The 14633-nt window shown below is 43.5% G+C and carries 13 protein-coding genes and 1 pseudogene; 10 read left to right on the forward strand and 4 right to left on the reverse strand.

Annotated elements, in window-relative coordinates; all coding sequences use genetic code 11:
- The first annotated feature begins 23 nt into the window (after nucleotides 1-23).
- Together C0638_RS15510 and C0638_RS15515 are read left to right on the forward strand one after the other, a co-directional pair.
- Nucleotides 24-1007, forward strand: coding sequence for a sensor domain-containing diguanylate cyclase (locus C0638_RS15510; protein ID WP_102163605.1), 984 nt, complete (start codon nucleotides 24-26; stop codon nucleotides 1005-1007).
- A 279-nt stretch (nucleotides 1008-1286) separates the two neighbouring features.
- Nucleotides 1287-1733 carry a DinB family protein gene (locus C0638_RS15515; protein ID WP_025679232.1) on the forward strand — a complete coding sequence of 149 codons (447 nt, stop codon included), beginning with the start codon at nucleotides 1287-1289 and terminating at the stop codon, nucleotides 1731-1733.
- 143 nt (nucleotides 1734-1876) lie between these two features.
- Here the strand turns inward: C0638_RS15515 and C0638_RS15520 are convergent.
- Nucleotides 1877-2230: pseudogene (locus C0638_RS15520) on the reverse strand (transposase); the annotation flags it as partial.
- A 125-nt stretch (nucleotides 2231-2355) separates the two neighbouring features.
- Between C0638_RS15520 and C0638_RS15525 the strand changes: the two are divergent.
- Nucleotides 2356-2751, forward strand: coding sequence for a hypothetical protein (locus C0638_RS15525; RefSeq protein WP_102163606.1), 396 nt, complete (start codon nucleotides 2356-2358; stop codon nucleotides 2749-2751).
- A 130-nt stretch (nucleotides 2752-2881) separates the two neighbouring features.
- On the forward strand, nucleotides 2882-3844 hold the full coding sequence (locus C0638_RS15530; protein ID WP_058830006.1) for a helix-turn-helix domain-containing protein: 963 nt from the start codon (nucleotides 2882-2884) through the stop codon (nucleotides 3842-3844).
- Nucleotides 3845-3932: 88 nt separating this feature from the next.
- Here C0638_RS15530 and C0638_RS15535 read toward each other — a convergent pair whose 3' ends face one another.
- Both C0638_RS15535 and C0638_RS15540 read right to left on the reverse strand, forming a co-directional pair.
- Complete coding sequence (locus C0638_RS15535; protein ID WP_102163608.1) at nucleotides 3933-5528, reverse strand: S-layer homology domain-containing protein; 1596 nt, start codon at nucleotides 5526-5528, stop codon at nucleotides 3933-3935.
- A 295-nt stretch (nucleotides 5529-5823) separates the two neighbouring features.
- Nucleotides 5824-7584 (reverse strand): methyl-accepting chemotaxis protein, encoded by a 1761-nt coding sequence (locus C0638_RS15540; RefSeq protein ID WP_102163610.1) that lies wholly within the window; start codon nucleotides 7582-7584, stop codon nucleotides 5824-5826.
- A 249-nt stretch (nucleotides 7585-7833) separates the two neighbouring features.
- Here C0638_RS15540 and C0638_RS15545 point away from each other — a divergent pair, with 249 nt between their 5' ends.
- The 5 genes from C0638_RS15545 (at nucleotide 7834) to C0638_RS15560 (ending at nucleotide 10468) form a co-directional block, all read left to right on the forward strand.
- Complete coding sequence (locus tag C0638_RS15545) at nucleotides 7834-9036, forward strand: MFS transporter (protein WP_102163612.1); 1203 nt, start codon at nucleotides 7834-7836, stop codon at nucleotides 9034-9036.
- A gap of 115 nt (nucleotides 9037-9151) precedes the next feature.
- Nucleotides 9152-9295 (forward strand): hypothetical protein, encoded by a 144-nt coding sequence (locus C0638_RS25190; protein ID WP_158453334.1) that lies wholly within the window; start codon nucleotides 9152-9154, stop codon nucleotides 9293-9295.
- A complete protein-coding gene (locus tag C0638_RS15550) occupies nucleotides 9273-9623 on the forward strand; it encodes a CbrC family protein (RefSeq protein WP_013372355.1) in 351 nt (116 codons plus the stop codon). The genes C0638_RS25190 and C0638_RS15550 overlap by 23 nt, the downstream gene beginning before the upstream one ends.
- Nucleotides 9624-9717: 94 nt before the next feature.
- On the forward strand, nucleotides 9718-10044 hold the full coding sequence (locus tag C0638_RS15555) for a hypothetical protein (protein WP_058710272.1): 327 nt from the start codon (nucleotides 9718-9720) through the stop codon (nucleotides 10042-10044).
- Nucleotides 10045-10066: 22 nt separating this feature from the next.
- Nucleotides 10067-10468, forward strand: a complete 402-nt coding sequence (locus C0638_RS15560) for a hypothetical protein (protein WP_029515491.1) — start codon at nucleotides 10067-10069, stop codon at nucleotides 10466-10468.
- 128 nt (nucleotides 10469-10596) lie between these two features.
- Here C0638_RS15560 and C0638_RS15565 read toward each other — a convergent pair whose 3' ends face one another.
- Nucleotides 10597-11601, reverse strand: coding sequence for a hypothetical protein (locus tag C0638_RS15565; protein ID WP_058710271.1), 1005 nt, complete (start codon nucleotides 11599-11601; stop codon nucleotides 10597-10599).
- A gap of 261 nt (nucleotides 11602-11862) precedes the next feature.
- Between C0638_RS15565 and C0638_RS15570 the strand changes: the two genes are divergently transcribed.
- Nucleotides 11863-14625, forward strand: a complete 2763-nt coding sequence (locus C0638_RS15570; RefSeq protein WP_058710270.1) for an alpha-L-rhamnosidase — start codon at nucleotides 11863-11865, stop codon at nucleotides 14623-14625.
- Nucleotides 14626-14633 lie beyond the last annotated feature (8 nt).

Below are 14633 nucleotides of genomic sequence, written 5' to 3' on the forward strand. Positions count from 1 at the left end.
ATCGAATGAAAGGCAGACATACAATGGATATTCAATTAGATAAAGCTCCCTGTGGATACTTTTCAATTTCGGACGCTGGGATCATCCAATCGGTAAATCAAACTTTATTGGACATGCTTCTTTATGAACACGATCAATTGCTTGGACGGCCGATTGAAACGACAATGTCTGTTACGAACAAGCTATTTTTTCATACTTATTTTTATCCCTATATCCAGTTGTACGGGCGTGTCGATGAGATGTACTTTTCGTTTCGGACAAGTGATCGACAGGATGTGCCTGTACTTCTAAACGGGGTTCGCCAGGAACGAAACGGAGAAGCTGTTATTGATTGTGTAGTGCTAATGATGCGTAAGCGAATTGAACATGAAAAAGATATACTACAGACCAAAACCAAGCTTCAGGAATTATATCAGGCGACGAATGAAGCAAACCAGGAGCTCGAACGGTTGCACGAAGAATATGAAATCAAGCAGCAGGAATTAGTGAGGATCAATCTCCAGCTAGAAACGATGGCGTCAACCGATCCGTTAACCGGTCTTAGAAATCGAAGATATTTTCAAGATCAGTTACTAGCTAGCCTAGCCTCCTTTCAGGAGACAGGGACCCCCTTTTCCCTGCTGATCATTGATATTGATCATTTCAAAAGCATTAACGACACTTACGGTCATCCGGTGGGCGATCTCGTGCTTACTCATCTGGCTGAATTACTACAATCCCTGTCACGGGACGTGGATATTGTCGCTCGTTATGGTGGCGAGGAGTTTGTCATTATTCTTCCGGGCAACGATCAAGAGGAAGCCATTCGTACGGCAGAAAGATATCGTTCCATGACGGCCTCAAGGGATTGGGGAGAATACAGCATTACTGTGAGTATCGGTGTGGCAACGGTTACGCAAGCGGATACGGAACAATCGATAGTTCATCAAGCGGATTTGGCACTGTATGCTTCTAAGAGTGGCGGGAGAAACCAAGTCACGCATTCAGCAAGTCTCGTAAAGAAATAGATAGAGGCTTATTAATAAAGGGAATTAAGAGCCGACGCGCCTTAGAGCTAATTAGCCTAGCCTGCCTCTTACGGCGGGCTTTTTATTATAAAGGCTATGTTAAATTCTAATGTTGATATTTGACCATAAGAAAACCGCCTCAGTTGAAAGGCGGTTCATTAAGCTATCGTACCCGTTTGTTTAAGAATTACCCATGAAAAAACCTTAGCGTAATAACCAATTGTTGACCCACAATATTAGTGTTGGTACAATCTATAAAAACAAATTGGAGGAAATACCATGGAAGCCATCTTACAACATCTTAATTTTAGGATTACGGATGTTCCATCCAGAATCCATACTTATTCTGAACTCGATTTTTCTATTCGGACCCGACCAAACAGTTGGTCAAAAAAGGAAATACTAGGGCATCTGTGTGACTCCGCACTTACTAATTTACAAATATTTGTGCGTTCTCAATATGAATCTCAACCTTACTCAGTGTTAAAATACGCCCAGAATCATTGGGTGGAACTCATGAATTACCAAAACCTAAGTATTGATCATATTTTGGCTCTTTGGGTCATGTTGAATAAGCAAGTGGCTGTAGTCATTGCAAACATTCCTGAAGACAAGTTGCTGTATTTATGCGACATTGGTGAAGAAAAACTTGTTACGTTAGAGTGGCTTATAAAAGACTATGTTGAGCACTTGGAACACCATCTCGAACAAATTTTTAGTACATAACTGCCAGTTAGCTTAACAAGAATAAGCAGAAATCCGAAGTTTGGTATTCGTGTCGGTTACAGTAAACAAGCACGATTTGACCAACATATTTTTCTTATTCGATGCGGTATTCTCATATTCCTTGCTGTCTAGGTATTGAAACCAAACCCCTCAATCATGCATTCAATATAACGAACCCAAATATGAGGTCCTCTCGTGCGTTGAAGAGGGGTGTTTGTAAGGTCATTGAACGTTTGGCGACAGGAATTACAACGGTAACGTTGACGTTTAACCTCTCCAGTGCGTGTTTTTACAGCGTACTTTCCAAATCGCTCGAGAGAATGATTTTTACAATGCGGACAAACAAGCCCATCTTTGTGCTTCTGCTCTTGAATTTCATCAATTGCCCGTATTTGATTAGCAATCCCCGTCGTTCGAGTCTGCAAAAAGTAAACAAGTTCTCGTTTTTCGCTATCGTTTAAGGCATTAGCAAGCTTTTTCAGTTCCTTTAAATCCATAGGTAAACCATCTCCGAATAGTGATATTGCCTATATTATAGAACGTTTGTTCGTTGCTATCTAATATCAACAACAAAGTTTAACAAAGCCATTATAAAAAGAATGAGTGATGTGGAGTGATAAACATGGGGGAAGCGTACAAGCTGGACTGTGATACCTGTGCTTATACTAAGAACATATTTGTAGGGTTTGGTTTTTCATATATGAGTTTGGAATCCATTGCTTCGTTTGTACAGGATACTGTCCTTAAACGACGTATTGGGGAATTCATAGGCAACCCTTCGACGAGATATGATGCTTATGACGCGATATATGTATGTCCGGTCTGTCAGGTCATCCGCAATGAACTGTTTATTGAGATGATATCGGACTCATCACAGTATAAAATTTCTTATGCTTGTCCTAGATGCGCGAGTGTTATGGAGCAGGAACACATTGAAAACAATGTGCCTGTTCATTTGAGTTGCCCAGCATGTGAAAAGGGGAAATTGAAAGCAACGTTTTATATGGATTGGGATTAATAGATTCCCCGAATATCACTACAGCATACTCCAATAAGTCTGGTCAAACCATTCAAATTCAGCTAATATAAATGATAACGATTCTCATTTGAATCATCAAAATGAATGAAAACCTTTGAGGTGGATGCTTGTGAATTCAAATTCGTTATCATTAATATATCAGCATTATTTAGAAAAAACTCCATTTAGAAAACAAAACGAGCATACCTATATGATGTTACCAGAAGCGGGTAACGGACATATTTACCGAGTTACAACTTACAGCGGAATCGAGATTGTGTATTCGCACATTCAATATCACGAGCCTTACCCGACGAACTTTGCTTCCAGAGGACAAATGATTGAACTTCAATTTGCGCTTTCGGGGCAACGTCATGTGAATATAGCTGGTCTGGACTATACACTCCCGTCGGGGCGGGGGGCTCTTATTTTTTTACAGGATTTCAAAGCACGCTTCCATCCTCCGGTTAACGAACAATACCAATCATTTGCACTTGGCATTCCTGTTTCGTTGTTTAATTATGCGGCTTCACAGTTGGCGGCTCGTCGACAGGTAGCTATTGAATTTAATCAAATTCTGAAGGGGGCTGCATTCCATCACTTTGGTTTTGAACTGGATCACAGAAGTATAGTGATGATTGAACATTTGATCAAAGACTTGAAAAGTGTGCATAGATCGCCTTTATTAATGGAAGCAGCAGCACTAGAGATTTTAAATCGACTTATGATTCAATTATTTGATTTAACCCCCATGCCTGAAGGGTTATCTAAAGAAGATGTCAGAAAGTTGCATATGGCTCGGCAAATCCTTGAATCCAGCATGATTGATCCTCCTTCACTGATCGCATTATCCAAAAAAGTAGGATTAAACGATTTTAAATTAAAAAAAGGATTCAAAGCATGTTTTGGAACGACTGTATTTGAATATTTGCGCCAAATTCGTCTCGATTATGCGATGAAGCTGCTTCGAAGCCAGGAGAGCAATGTAACAGAAGCTGCGATGGCTGTAGGATACAGCAATGTGAGTGCATTTTCAGAGCAATTTTTCCGGGAATACGGAGTGAAACCATCATCCTTGAAGAAAGTATTTTAAAATTTCTTTTTTGACCCTTCTAAAAATATCAAGTAAACAAAAAGCTGGAACCCTGTTATAGAAAGGATGCCAGCTTTTTATTTGGTGCTTATTTCACGAAAGTTTCTGTACCCTCTGAATTGATGGTTGAAGTATGGGTACGAGACGCTTCTTCAATATTTTTGAATGCCCAGTAATCTACTGGTACATCCTTCCAAGTAGCCTGAATTGTTCCTTCCAGGGGTCCTCGCTTTAAGATAGTGTTCAAAATGGTAACAGTCTCTACTCGTGTTATATATTTATTGGGTTGGAAGCTGTTGTCGTTATAACCGGTAATCCATCCTGCATTAGCTAGCGCTACAATGGAATCTCTTGCCCAATGCTTTTCGATATCGGTATAGGGAGACGCTGCGGTTTGTGTACCTTTAAGCTGCTTCCAGGATGCGAGTATTGCTGCCATTTCTGCACGGGTAATGGGTTGCTCTGGCCGAAATGTTCCATCTGCATATCCATTCATGAGGTGCTGTGTCGTAAGCGCTATAATCGAATCCTTTGCCCAATACATGTTAGGTACATCTTTGTATGTCGTTGAGCCTTCTTTTGTCTCCAGCTTCATAATTCTAGCCATCATCGCGGCGGTTTCAGCTCGTGTAATGGACTGGTCCGGTCGGAATGTACCATCCTGATAACCCGTTATATATTTTTCATGCGCAACCTCGGATTGCTCTACGGGCATGATTTCCGGAGTCGGTACATCCGTTGTTGAAACCGATGGTGATGAAGATGTGGTTGTTTCACTGGAAAAAGATGAATCACTGCTATCCGCGTTATCCTTCTTATCTTTTTTATTGCTACTGCTGCTTTCGTTACCAGTAGTAGCACCGGTTCCGCTCGTACTTCCAGTACCACCAGTGCCTGCATCTCCGTTTACAACCTGTACATACGCTTCAGAGGTACTCGGCGCGAATCGAACATCTCCACTGTATATAGCAGTAATCGGGTGGCTTCCCACACTTAAGTTGCTTGTAGTGTAGTACGCATTGGCATAACCATTCGAAATGCCGACTGGCTCCATCGTCAGCGTATCTAATATATTCGTGCCGTCCATAAGGATGACTGTTCCGGTTAAATCGCCCGAAGTTTGTGGGTTTGAAGTTGTCCTCACGCTAAACCTTACTTCTTGGCCGTGACTAGACGGATTTGGCGAACTCAGTACTGTAGTTACTGTAAATCTCAGAGAAGGTGTAGTCGTAGGTGTAGATGCATTTACGACCTGAACGTAAGGCTCAGATGTACTGGGGGCAAATCGAGCATCCCCACTATAAATAGCTGTAATCGGATGACTTCCCACACTTAAATCGCTTGTGGTGTAGGTCGCAGTGGCATATCCATTCGCAATGCCATTTGGCCTCATCGTCAGCGTATCTAATATATCCGTACCGTCCATAAGGATAACCGAGCCGGTTAAATCTTTCGTAATTTGTGGGGTTGAGATGGTTTTGATGCTAAACGTTACGGATTGACCTTGTTTAGAAGGATTTGTCCAACTCGTTACCGTGGTTTCAGTAGCATACACAGCATCCGTTACACGAGGTGCTAGTGAGGAGGTTGCATACACAGTACTCTCGGAAAAACTCCATGTCCAGGTTCCAAATAAGACGATAACAGCAAGATAAGTTAAACAAAAAGACTTGAATTTACTCATAAACTTCCTCCATAAATTTCCGGTGTCACGATGAGCTTACTAAGATCTCCATGATGACTAACCTACGAATATGATTTTCTTACACTACTGAATTACTATACTAAATGCCTCTGAACCAATTCTGAACCAAATCAACAAAAACCGTGCCCAATTCACATCGCTAGAAGGGGATCATGATTTGCAAGCCTTTTCAGTAATTCCTCAGAACAATGCAAAAAGGGTCAACCAGAAAGAACCGGTTGACCTCATAATAGAAGAACAGTTTAGAGCGATGTTTTGGAAAGACTTATTTCCGTTAGTATTTAAATTTGACCGTTAGATCTTGTAACCTTTGTGACATATCCGACAAGGTCGTTGCCAGGCTGGTGATCTGCTGCATCGAAGCCAGCTGCTCTTCTGCAGACGCTGCAATATTCTGCGAGTTGTCCGCTGCTTGGAGTGCCAGACTTGATACGTTCTCTCCGCTTGCCGAAATCTCCTGGACACTTGCGGTTATTTGCTCCGTGATGCTCGCGAGCTCTTCCGTTTGCTGTGCGATATGATTGGTGGACGCCACAATTTTATTAAACTGCTGCTCCGTCTCATTGGCAATTTTAATGCCGGAGTCTACATCCTGTTTTACGCGTTCCATGGTCTTAAGCGAATGCTCCATATCTTTGCGCATATTCTGAATCAACTCGGAAATCTGCCCGGAAGACTGGTTCGATTGTTCGGCCAGCTTTCTTACCTCTGAAGCAACTACGGAGAAACCGCGGCCTTCTTCGCCTGCACGGGCAGCCTCAATCGAAGCATTTAAGGCAAGCAGATTGGTCTGCTGTGCGATATCCGTAATGGCATGTAGCATCGTGTCGATCTGTTGAGTGCGTTCATCCAGCATTCTCATAACCGCATCGGTTTCATTGACGGAATGGTTAATCAAGTCCATTTGCTTCACCGTATGTTGTACAGCAGTACCGCCAAGGCTCGCCATTTCCATCGCGTCTGCAGACGATTCAGCAATAGTCAAGGAGCTATCCGTGATCCGCTGCATGCCTATTGAAATTTCCTCAAGCGAGCTGGTTGTCTTCTGGAGCATCAGTTGCTGCTCCTTCGCACCGGCCGCCGATTCTTGAATCGCGATGGTGATATGCTCGGTTGCCTGCCCAGTATGCTCTGCACCAAGGGTTAATTCTTTCGAGGAAGCTGCTACCTGCTTTGTGGACAGGTTTACTTCACCGATCAAATATCTAATATTTTTAATCATATGATTGAAATCCTGTGCCAGCTCGCCAACCTCATCTTTTGAATTCATTTTGACTTCTTCGACCGTTAAATCACCGTCCGCAACTGCATTAAGCCGCTTTGCAATCATGATAATAGGCTTCGTAAAACGTCCCGAAACAAAGCTTACGATAATTGCTCCCAGAATAACTGCAATAGTCGTAATAATCAGGACAATATAAAGGACCTTGGTCGCCCCGCTGTTAAATTCGTTAAAATATGCTCCAGAGCCGATGATCCATCCCCAATAAGGATCCCTTTCAACGTACGAAATTTTCGTCTCCACTTGATCTGTACCAGGTAAAGCCCATTTATAAGTGACGAATCCCCCGCCGTTTGTACCGGCTTCTACAAACTCTTTTCCCACATGCACACCGTCTTCCGATACGGCATTTATTAAATCCTGGCCTTCATTTGAAGGGTTCATCACTGAAACGGCATCTTGGTTGACTGCCCACGGATAACCTGTTTTACCTACAGTATATTTAATCTTTACCGTTCTTTTGTTATTAGCATCTTTTACACCGAGCAGCTCGATGCGCAGTTTTTCCTGTGCTTCTTCCAATGTTAAATTACCGGCTTCGACTTGCCCATTGAGGAAACTAATCATACCAATTACCATTTGCACACTATTCTTAAGTGCTACTTTGCCTGATTCATTCATTTCATTCTTGGAAACAACATAAGAACTGATTCCAATCACGAATGTGGGTACAATTAAAATAATCAAGCACATTATGGTTAACTTCGTTCTTAATGATCTTACCTTCATGATTGATCCTATTTTTGTTTTCACTGAGATTTCCCCCTTAGACATCGATATACAGACTCAACCCACAGCTACGCTAATTACTAAAGGCAAAAGACTGTACATCATATATCGTAATAACATGCCAGGAAATGAAGCCCTCTCAGACTGGCTGCTGTTTTATACGCAAAATTAAATCCGTTTAACCGCAAATTTATCCGTCTATAGGCAGTAGCGTTTTGGTATGCTCCGTATACTTCTGCATAGAGAGAATCTTTAACAGAGGAGTGTGCGAGGATGAATAGAATAAAAGGGAGCATCTTTTTCAGTGTATTTGTGGCTATGCTAGGGCTCATGCTCATTGCTCCAATTATGCCGCCCCTTATTCGTGAATTAGGCTTAAGAGAAAGCCATTCCGGATTAATTATATCGCTTGGTTCTATAACGATGGTCTTAATGGCTCCAGTATGGGGAAATCTGAGTGATGCAAAGGGACGCAAGCCGGTGATTCTGCTTGGTTTCATAGGGATGTGTGTAAGCTGTCTGTTGTTTACACTTACTCTTTTTGCAGGATTAAATGGTTGGCTTAGTGGGGGGCTGCTGTTAGTCCTGCTGATTGTTACACGCGGCTTAATTGGCGGCTTTATCCCGGCGGTGTTGTCATCGTCTCAAGCTTATATGGGGGATGTAACGGAAGGAGAAGAGCGTGGAAGTGGTATGGCTATTATTAGTGCGGCGAATGGGCTTGGGCTGGTATTTGGCCCCGCGATTGCAGGTGCTTTTACTTTAATAGGGCTGTTATGGCCCTTATATTTTGGAATTGTCATTGCCGCTGTTGCATTCGTGGTGTCTCTGCTGGCGATTCCGGCGGCCCAGCCCGTTATTCAGCAAAAACCCGCTCGAATTAACCCCCTCCAGCCAGGTCTAAGAATGTATTTGTTTGCAGGATTGGTTACGATGATAAGTATTGTGACTATTCAGGTTATAGGTGGTTTTTATTTTCAAGATCAGTTAGGTCTTACATCCGAAGAAACAGCAAGAGTCGTGTCCTTTGGACTTATGTTCTCCGGGGCAGCGATGCTGATTGTGCAGATCATCCAGATGAAATGGCTTAAATGGCAGCCTAAACCGATGATTTTGCTTGGTTCTCTATTCCTAATTGCTGGAATGGCATTATTTCTGATTTCAGCCAGCTTGGCCGTTTACTATGCAGCATTCTTTATGTTTGGCATAGGCACAGGCTTACTGATGCCCGGTTTTATGGCAGGTGCTTCGCTTTCGGTCAGTCAAGAGCAGCAAGGGGGAGCAGCGGGGCTGGTAGCTGCGGTACAGGGAATTTCCGCGATCATTGCTCCTATTTTGACGACCACCTTGTATCGAGTGGACAAATATATTCCCTTTACGCTTATAGCAGTCTTGGTAGCTGTTATGGCTGTTATTATGTTGGTAGTGAGAAAAAGAAACGGGAATAGTGAGCGTGTGCCTCAGAAGGCAAAATAAATAAAAGAGTGGTTAGATGAATCCATAGGCTTCCGGGGTATACTCACCGGAAGCCTATATCTATTATAATAAATTATAAGAAATTTCAGGAAAATCAGAAGGAAGTGAGGGGCTTATGGAAATCCAGCAAAAATGGGTGGCACTAAACAAAAGATATAGTTTGTACGCACCCAGTCCCGAGGCTGTACAAGCCATGTACCAATTGAAGGAAGAGCTTGAGGGCTTAGAAAGCGAGCATGCTACAGGGAACATTTCATGACCCTGCTTGCTGTGCACAACTGGAGGAACCAAAACTGGATGAGTTACTGCATCGGACTCCCGGTTATGAGGCATGGCAGACCGCCGCGTGGCTGGATCACTGTGATGACTACTGTGTTTTTATAGATTTTGTGGGCTGGAAGGAGCTTGTCAGTAGAGGGATAGAAAATGATGTCAACCTGATGTTTATGCCTATTTTGGCTTTGTATAATGAAAAAGAGGCTAAGAGTCGAATACGGGAAAGCATGGAACGTGACGGATCGTTTCGGGGTTATTTATTTCAGTGCAGGCATTGCAAGGAATACCTCTTATATGCGGACTATGACTGAATCCAAGTGAATTTCCTGAGGTGAATGAGAAGGTGAAACCCAATTTAGGGGTGGTTCTAATTAAGGAGAAGTTCATAAAATTGGAGGAATGCAGATGGGGTGGGAGTATGGAATTAAGGTCGCAGATGTTAAGGATATTAAAGCGCTAATGGAACGCTTAGCTGAAGCATTGCCTAGGATTGAGGGATATCGGATGCAAAGGGATGAGGATGGCTTTGTTCTGCTTCAGAATAATTCTGATTGGCCTGAAGCGCTTCAGATTTCAGTGGAAGAGGCAAGAAATATTGAAGGGTTAGAAGATGATGAACCTTATATCTATTGTCTATTTCATATCGGCGGCGGAGATGCGATGAGGTTGAGGGAAGGAATGTGTAGGGCACTGGAAGAAGAGAAATGCACTGCGGATTGGTTCGAGTTGTAGCCGAAGAGAGGAGTAAGAGAGAGTGACTAAGAAAGGAAAAACAGAGATTCAGACACTAATCTATCGCTATAGTGGTCCAAGAGCCAATATTGGATATACTTTTGAACCGCTGCGCTATGGAGATACAGATGAGCCAAAGCTGGAGGAGATGATCTTCATCTACGCAGATGACTTTGATATCGTGCTGTCTGTGTTAAAGTCCAAATATCCACTTGTCGATCCTGACACGGGGGAAACGTATGAGGCTTTTGATGCCTGCTGGGATAATCCGATTCAGGCGTCGGTATGGCATGAAATATTAACAGAATTGGATGCTTGGCCTGCCAAGGAGCCAGAATTACGCATATTTATCGATTCCTTTACAGCATGGGTCAGAGCGCATTTGAAGCAAGCAGATGGTATTATCGTGACCGGAAATCTGTAGAGGAAGGCAATGTACTGCAATCCGTATTTTCGCTGCCCCTCGCTTCGAGGGGCAACTGGAAAGCGAGCTGCTGGGTCAAATGCCTCGTTCTTTACATTGCATGCGACAGGCTCCTTATGGCAACTGGATTATTGACGTTGCTTCCGAATCCTGAGTAACTTTTGCTCCAATTTGGTATCACCCATAAATTTGCTGACAGATACAGCAAGCTGATATTGAATGGTCCCCATATTGTTAGCGGCAGGTTGAAGAACCCCTTTTATCGTTTGCCATAACGAAGTAGCCTGTCGGCTTTTTGCTCCAAAATGCATGATGATGTGGATACAGGCTGTAATTATATTGCGGCCAAGTCCGTACAGGAACCATTCTTTTTCCTTCGTAATAAGCGGAATGATGGTTGCCATCGTTTCCCAAGCTTCATCCCATCGTCCTGTTTTAATGAGCTTTTCTGCCAAGCTGGATGCAGTAGAACAGTAGTTACTAGGATTTTCTTCTATTTTCTCCATTTCGGCCAGCTTTTTGAGAGCTTCAATTTCGCCTTCTGCATGGTTGCGCCATCTCTCATGATAAACGAGTGTCCGCAAATTTTCTTTGTCCCAATCCGTCTGCTCTCTGATCCACATATCAATAAATAATGATAGGTATACATCTTCCCCGAGTTCACTCGCGATATTGATGCAATCTTCAAGATCAGCTGTATCTTTGCTGAACAAATATGTTTCCAAAATCAACGCAGGATCAAACCCGGCGTATGTATCGAAATTGGCTTTCTTGGCCTGCTGGAACAAAATTTGGTCCTGTTCACGCTCATACTTTTGCAGTAAAAAAACGGCATAATGCAGAGCATCTCCAATCCCTTGAAAACTGTTCGTTTCCCTATCTATAATCTCATTAACGAGCAGCCTTCTCACAATCGGTTCGTAATGCGGGGCATATCGATCCTCACGATTATACATAGCCAAAAGCACCTTCAAGCGATTGGTATAATTGGCATCACTTTTTCCATATTCCTCACTGTGTTGCTCCAAATAGTCAACCTTCGAAAAATCGGCGTGATCACTTATTAGACTCTGCAGCATTTCATCATAGGGTGCCATCATCTGATCCAGCAGCTTTTTGTAGTTCGTTTCCATTACTGTAATTCTCCTTTCACGGATCGGCTTAATACTACAATCCATATGTACAAAAAACAAGAGTTTTCCTTTTGAGTACTGCGCTGTCACACGTACATATTTTTCTAATAGACCCATTTTAAGATTCAATATGAGGGATGGACATTCATCACCTGTAAATCAAGCATACAACATGCAGGGATACAACATTGCGCACAACTAATGAAAGCGTTTTAATTTGGGTATAGAAACACAAAAGAAAATCTCAGGGAGGACATAAGAATGCTAAAAGTGAAAGCGCTTAGATGTGAACATGTAAACAATCCGATTGGAATGGGTTGTCTAAAGCCTCGATTAAGTTGGCAAATTGAATCTGACAACATATATGTTTTCCAAAAACGCTTCCAATTGCAGGTATCCATAAATCCTGTTTTTGAACCGCTGCTCTGGAATCATTTTTCCTATTCGGAACAATCCATTCTGTTTCCCTATGAAGGTCCTCCACTCGAATCAGGACAAAGATATTATTACCGGGTAAAAGTATGGGCTCAGGGAGCGGGTGACACCGAACCGGAGGAATCGGAATGGAGTGAGATTGGCTTTTGGGAAATGGGGCTGCTTCATGAGCAGGACTGGAAGGCACAATGGATTACAGTGAAGGAGCGAAGCATTCATGAAAAGTTTCAGACAAGAGCCCCTTTTGCCGCTTCCAAGTGTTTTTTGGTTGTGGGAAAAGTGAAAAAAGCAGTCATTTATGCCACAAGCCTTGGTCTGTATGAGCTGGAGCTCAATGGACAAAGAGTAGGCGATGCCTACTTTACCCCGGGATGGACAGATTATAACGATCGTGTTCAGGTGCAAGCCTATGATGTGACTTCTACCGTTCGAGAACAACATAACCGCATCACAGCAACGGTGGGAGAAGGCTGGTACAGCGGCTATCTAGGCTGGCAAAAGCGCAAGGATACCTACGGGAACACGAATGCTTTGCTATTTCAAATGAAGATTAGCTATGAAGATGGCCATTCAGAACTCATTTGCTCTGATTCTTCCTGGGAGGAAACGAGCTGTGCCATTTTGATGTCAGATATTTATAACGGCGAAATCTATGATGCTCGACTGGAGCAGCAGGCAGCCGAACATCGCTTCTTGAACGAACGGAAAATGATGCAGGTCGTCCCGTTTCCGTTAAGTCATCTGGTTGCTCAGGAGAACGAGCCTGTCCGTGTAATGAACCGATTAAAGCCTGTTGAACTGATTCGGACTCCTAAAGGCGAATTAGTACTTAACTTGGGTCAAAATATGGTAGGCTGGTTGGAATTTAAAGTGGAAGCCCCCGAAGGTACGGTTCTGAATCTGGTTCATGGTGAAGTGCTGGATCAGCAAGGGAATTTTTACCGAGATAATATTCGTGATGCAGCGCAGCAGATTACGTACATTTGCAGCGGCAAGGGGACGGAGATATTTAGGCCGCATTTCACTTTTCAAGGCTTCCAGTATGTGAAGCTTGAGGGCTTTCCGGCTGGCGTAGCCATTGAAGATTTTACAGGCGTTGTTTTGCATTCAGACATGGCGACAATTGGCTTGTTCGAGACATCCGATCCAAAGCTGAACCAACTCCAGCACAATATTGTATGGGGACAAAAGGGGAACTTCCTGGATGTGCCGACCGATTGCCCGCAACGTGATGAGCGACTAGGCTGGACCGGCGATGCACAGATTTTTGCCAGAACGGCCAGCTTCAATATGAATAGTGCTTCCTTCTTTCGAAAGTGGCTGAAAGATTTGGCTTACAACCAGCTGGAGAATGGGGCTGTGCCTTTTGTCGTGCCGGATGTCCTCAAAGGAACCTTTGCAGACAATATGGACCAAACGACAGCCGCATGGGGAGATGCAGCGGTTATATGTCCGTGGACGATCTATCAATGTTATGGGGATAAGCAAATTCTAGCTCAGCAGTATGACAGTATGAAAGCATGGGTCGATTATATTCGTGCCCAGGGGACCGAGGAACATCTGTGGGATACTGGTTTGCAGCTGGGAGACTGGCTGGCGCTGGATAGCGAGGAAGGAAGCTATTTTGGAGCGACTGATGGAACGCTGGTAGCGACTGCATACTTTGCGTATTCGACTCATATCTTGGCGCAGACGGCCAAACTGCTGAATCGGTATACCGATTACAACACCTATCAAAGCTTGCATGAGGGGATTAGAAGCGCTTTTGCGAACCGTTATTTTGATGACGCTGGCAAACTGACTTCTAATACCCAGACTGCACAGGTTGTGGCTTTGCACTTCGGATTGGTACCAGAAAAATATAAAAAGCAAGTGGTTCAGGAGCTCGTACGGCTGATAGAAAAAAATGATATGCATCTGGATACCGGCTTTGTAGGCACACCCTATCTATGCCTGGTTTTATCCGACAATGGCTATACAGATGTAGCTTATAAAATTTTATTCCAGAAAGATTATCCTTCTTGGCTCTATCAGGTTGAACGTGGGGCCACAACCATGTGGGAGCATTGGGACAGTATCAAAGTGGACGGCTCGTTCTGGAGCACCGATATGAACTCGTTCAATCACTATTCGTACGGTTCAGTTGGAGACTTTATGTACCAAAATATTGCCGGAATCAATGTACTTGAAGCGGGCTACAAAAAGTCGCGGTTAGCACCCAAACCGCCTGTTAATCTTACTTCGGCCCATGGCAAGCTGGAGACACCTTATGGTGAGCTTGCTGTCCATTGGGAAATCGTGAATGAAGAAATGCGGATGACGGTTCACGTACCACATAATACGACAGCTGAGATTACGCTTCCGGGCGTTCTAGAGCCAGATGCATTACAACAGACCATTACTACGCAATACCCGTCGATTCAGTATCCGCCTGGTAATGTACCACAAGAGCTGGCCGGGAAATTAGGTTCTCCCGGAGAACAGGCGATTTTCCAACTGAGTGGAGATCATGAATTGACGTTTACCGTCGGATCTGGACAGTATACGTTCCAGTACAAATACAACCAGAGGCTAAATAACATAGACTAGAGGTGAGA

The sequence above is a fragment of the Paenibacillus sp. lzh-N1 genome, from assembly GCF_002872435.1.
GTDB lineage: Bacteria > Bacillota > Bacilli > Paenibacillales > Paenibacillaceae > Paenibacillus > Paenibacillus polymyxa_C.

Excerpts from the sequence above, each read along its gene's own strand:
- C0638_RS15510 (WP_102163605.1), top strand. The coding sequence starts at position 24 with ATGGATATTCAATTAGATAAAGCTCCCTGTGGATACTTTTCAATTTCG.
- C0638_RS15515 (WP_025679232.1), top strand. The coding sequence starts at position 1,287 with ATGGAAGCCATCTTACAACATCTTAATTTTAGGATTACGGATGTTCCA.
- C0638_RS15525 (WP_102163606.1), top strand. The coding sequence starts at position 2,356 with ATGGGGGAAGCGTACAAGCTGGACTGTGATACCTGTGCTTATACTAAG.
- C0638_RS15535 (WP_102163608.1), bottom strand. The coding sequence starts at position 5,528 with ATGAGTAAATTCAAGTCTTTTTGTTTAACTTATCTTGCTGTTATCGTC.
- C0638_RS15545 (WP_102163612.1), top strand. The coding sequence starts at position 7,834 with ATGAATAGAATAAAAGGGAGCATCTTTTTCAGTGTATTTGTGGCTATG.
- C0638_RS25190 (WP_158453334.1), top strand. The coding sequence starts at position 9,152 with ATGGAAATCCAGCAAAAATGGGTGGCACTAAACAAAAGATATAGTTTG.
- C0638_RS15550 (WP_013372355.1), top strand. The coding sequence starts at position 9,273 with ATGCTACAGGGAACATTTCATGACCCTGCTTGCTGTGCACAACTGGAG.
- C0638_RS15555 (WP_058710272.1), top strand. The coding sequence starts at position 9,718 with ATGGGGTGGGAGTATGGAATTAAGGTCGCAGATGTTAAGGATATTAAA.
- C0638_RS15565 (WP_058710271.1), bottom strand. The coding sequence starts at position 11,601 with ATGGAAACGAACTACAAAAAGCTGCTGGATCAGATGATGGCACCCTAT.
- C0638_RS15570 (WP_058710270.1), top strand. The coding sequence starts at position 11,863 with ATGCTAAAAGTGAAAGCGCTTAGATGTGAACATGTAAACAATCCGATT.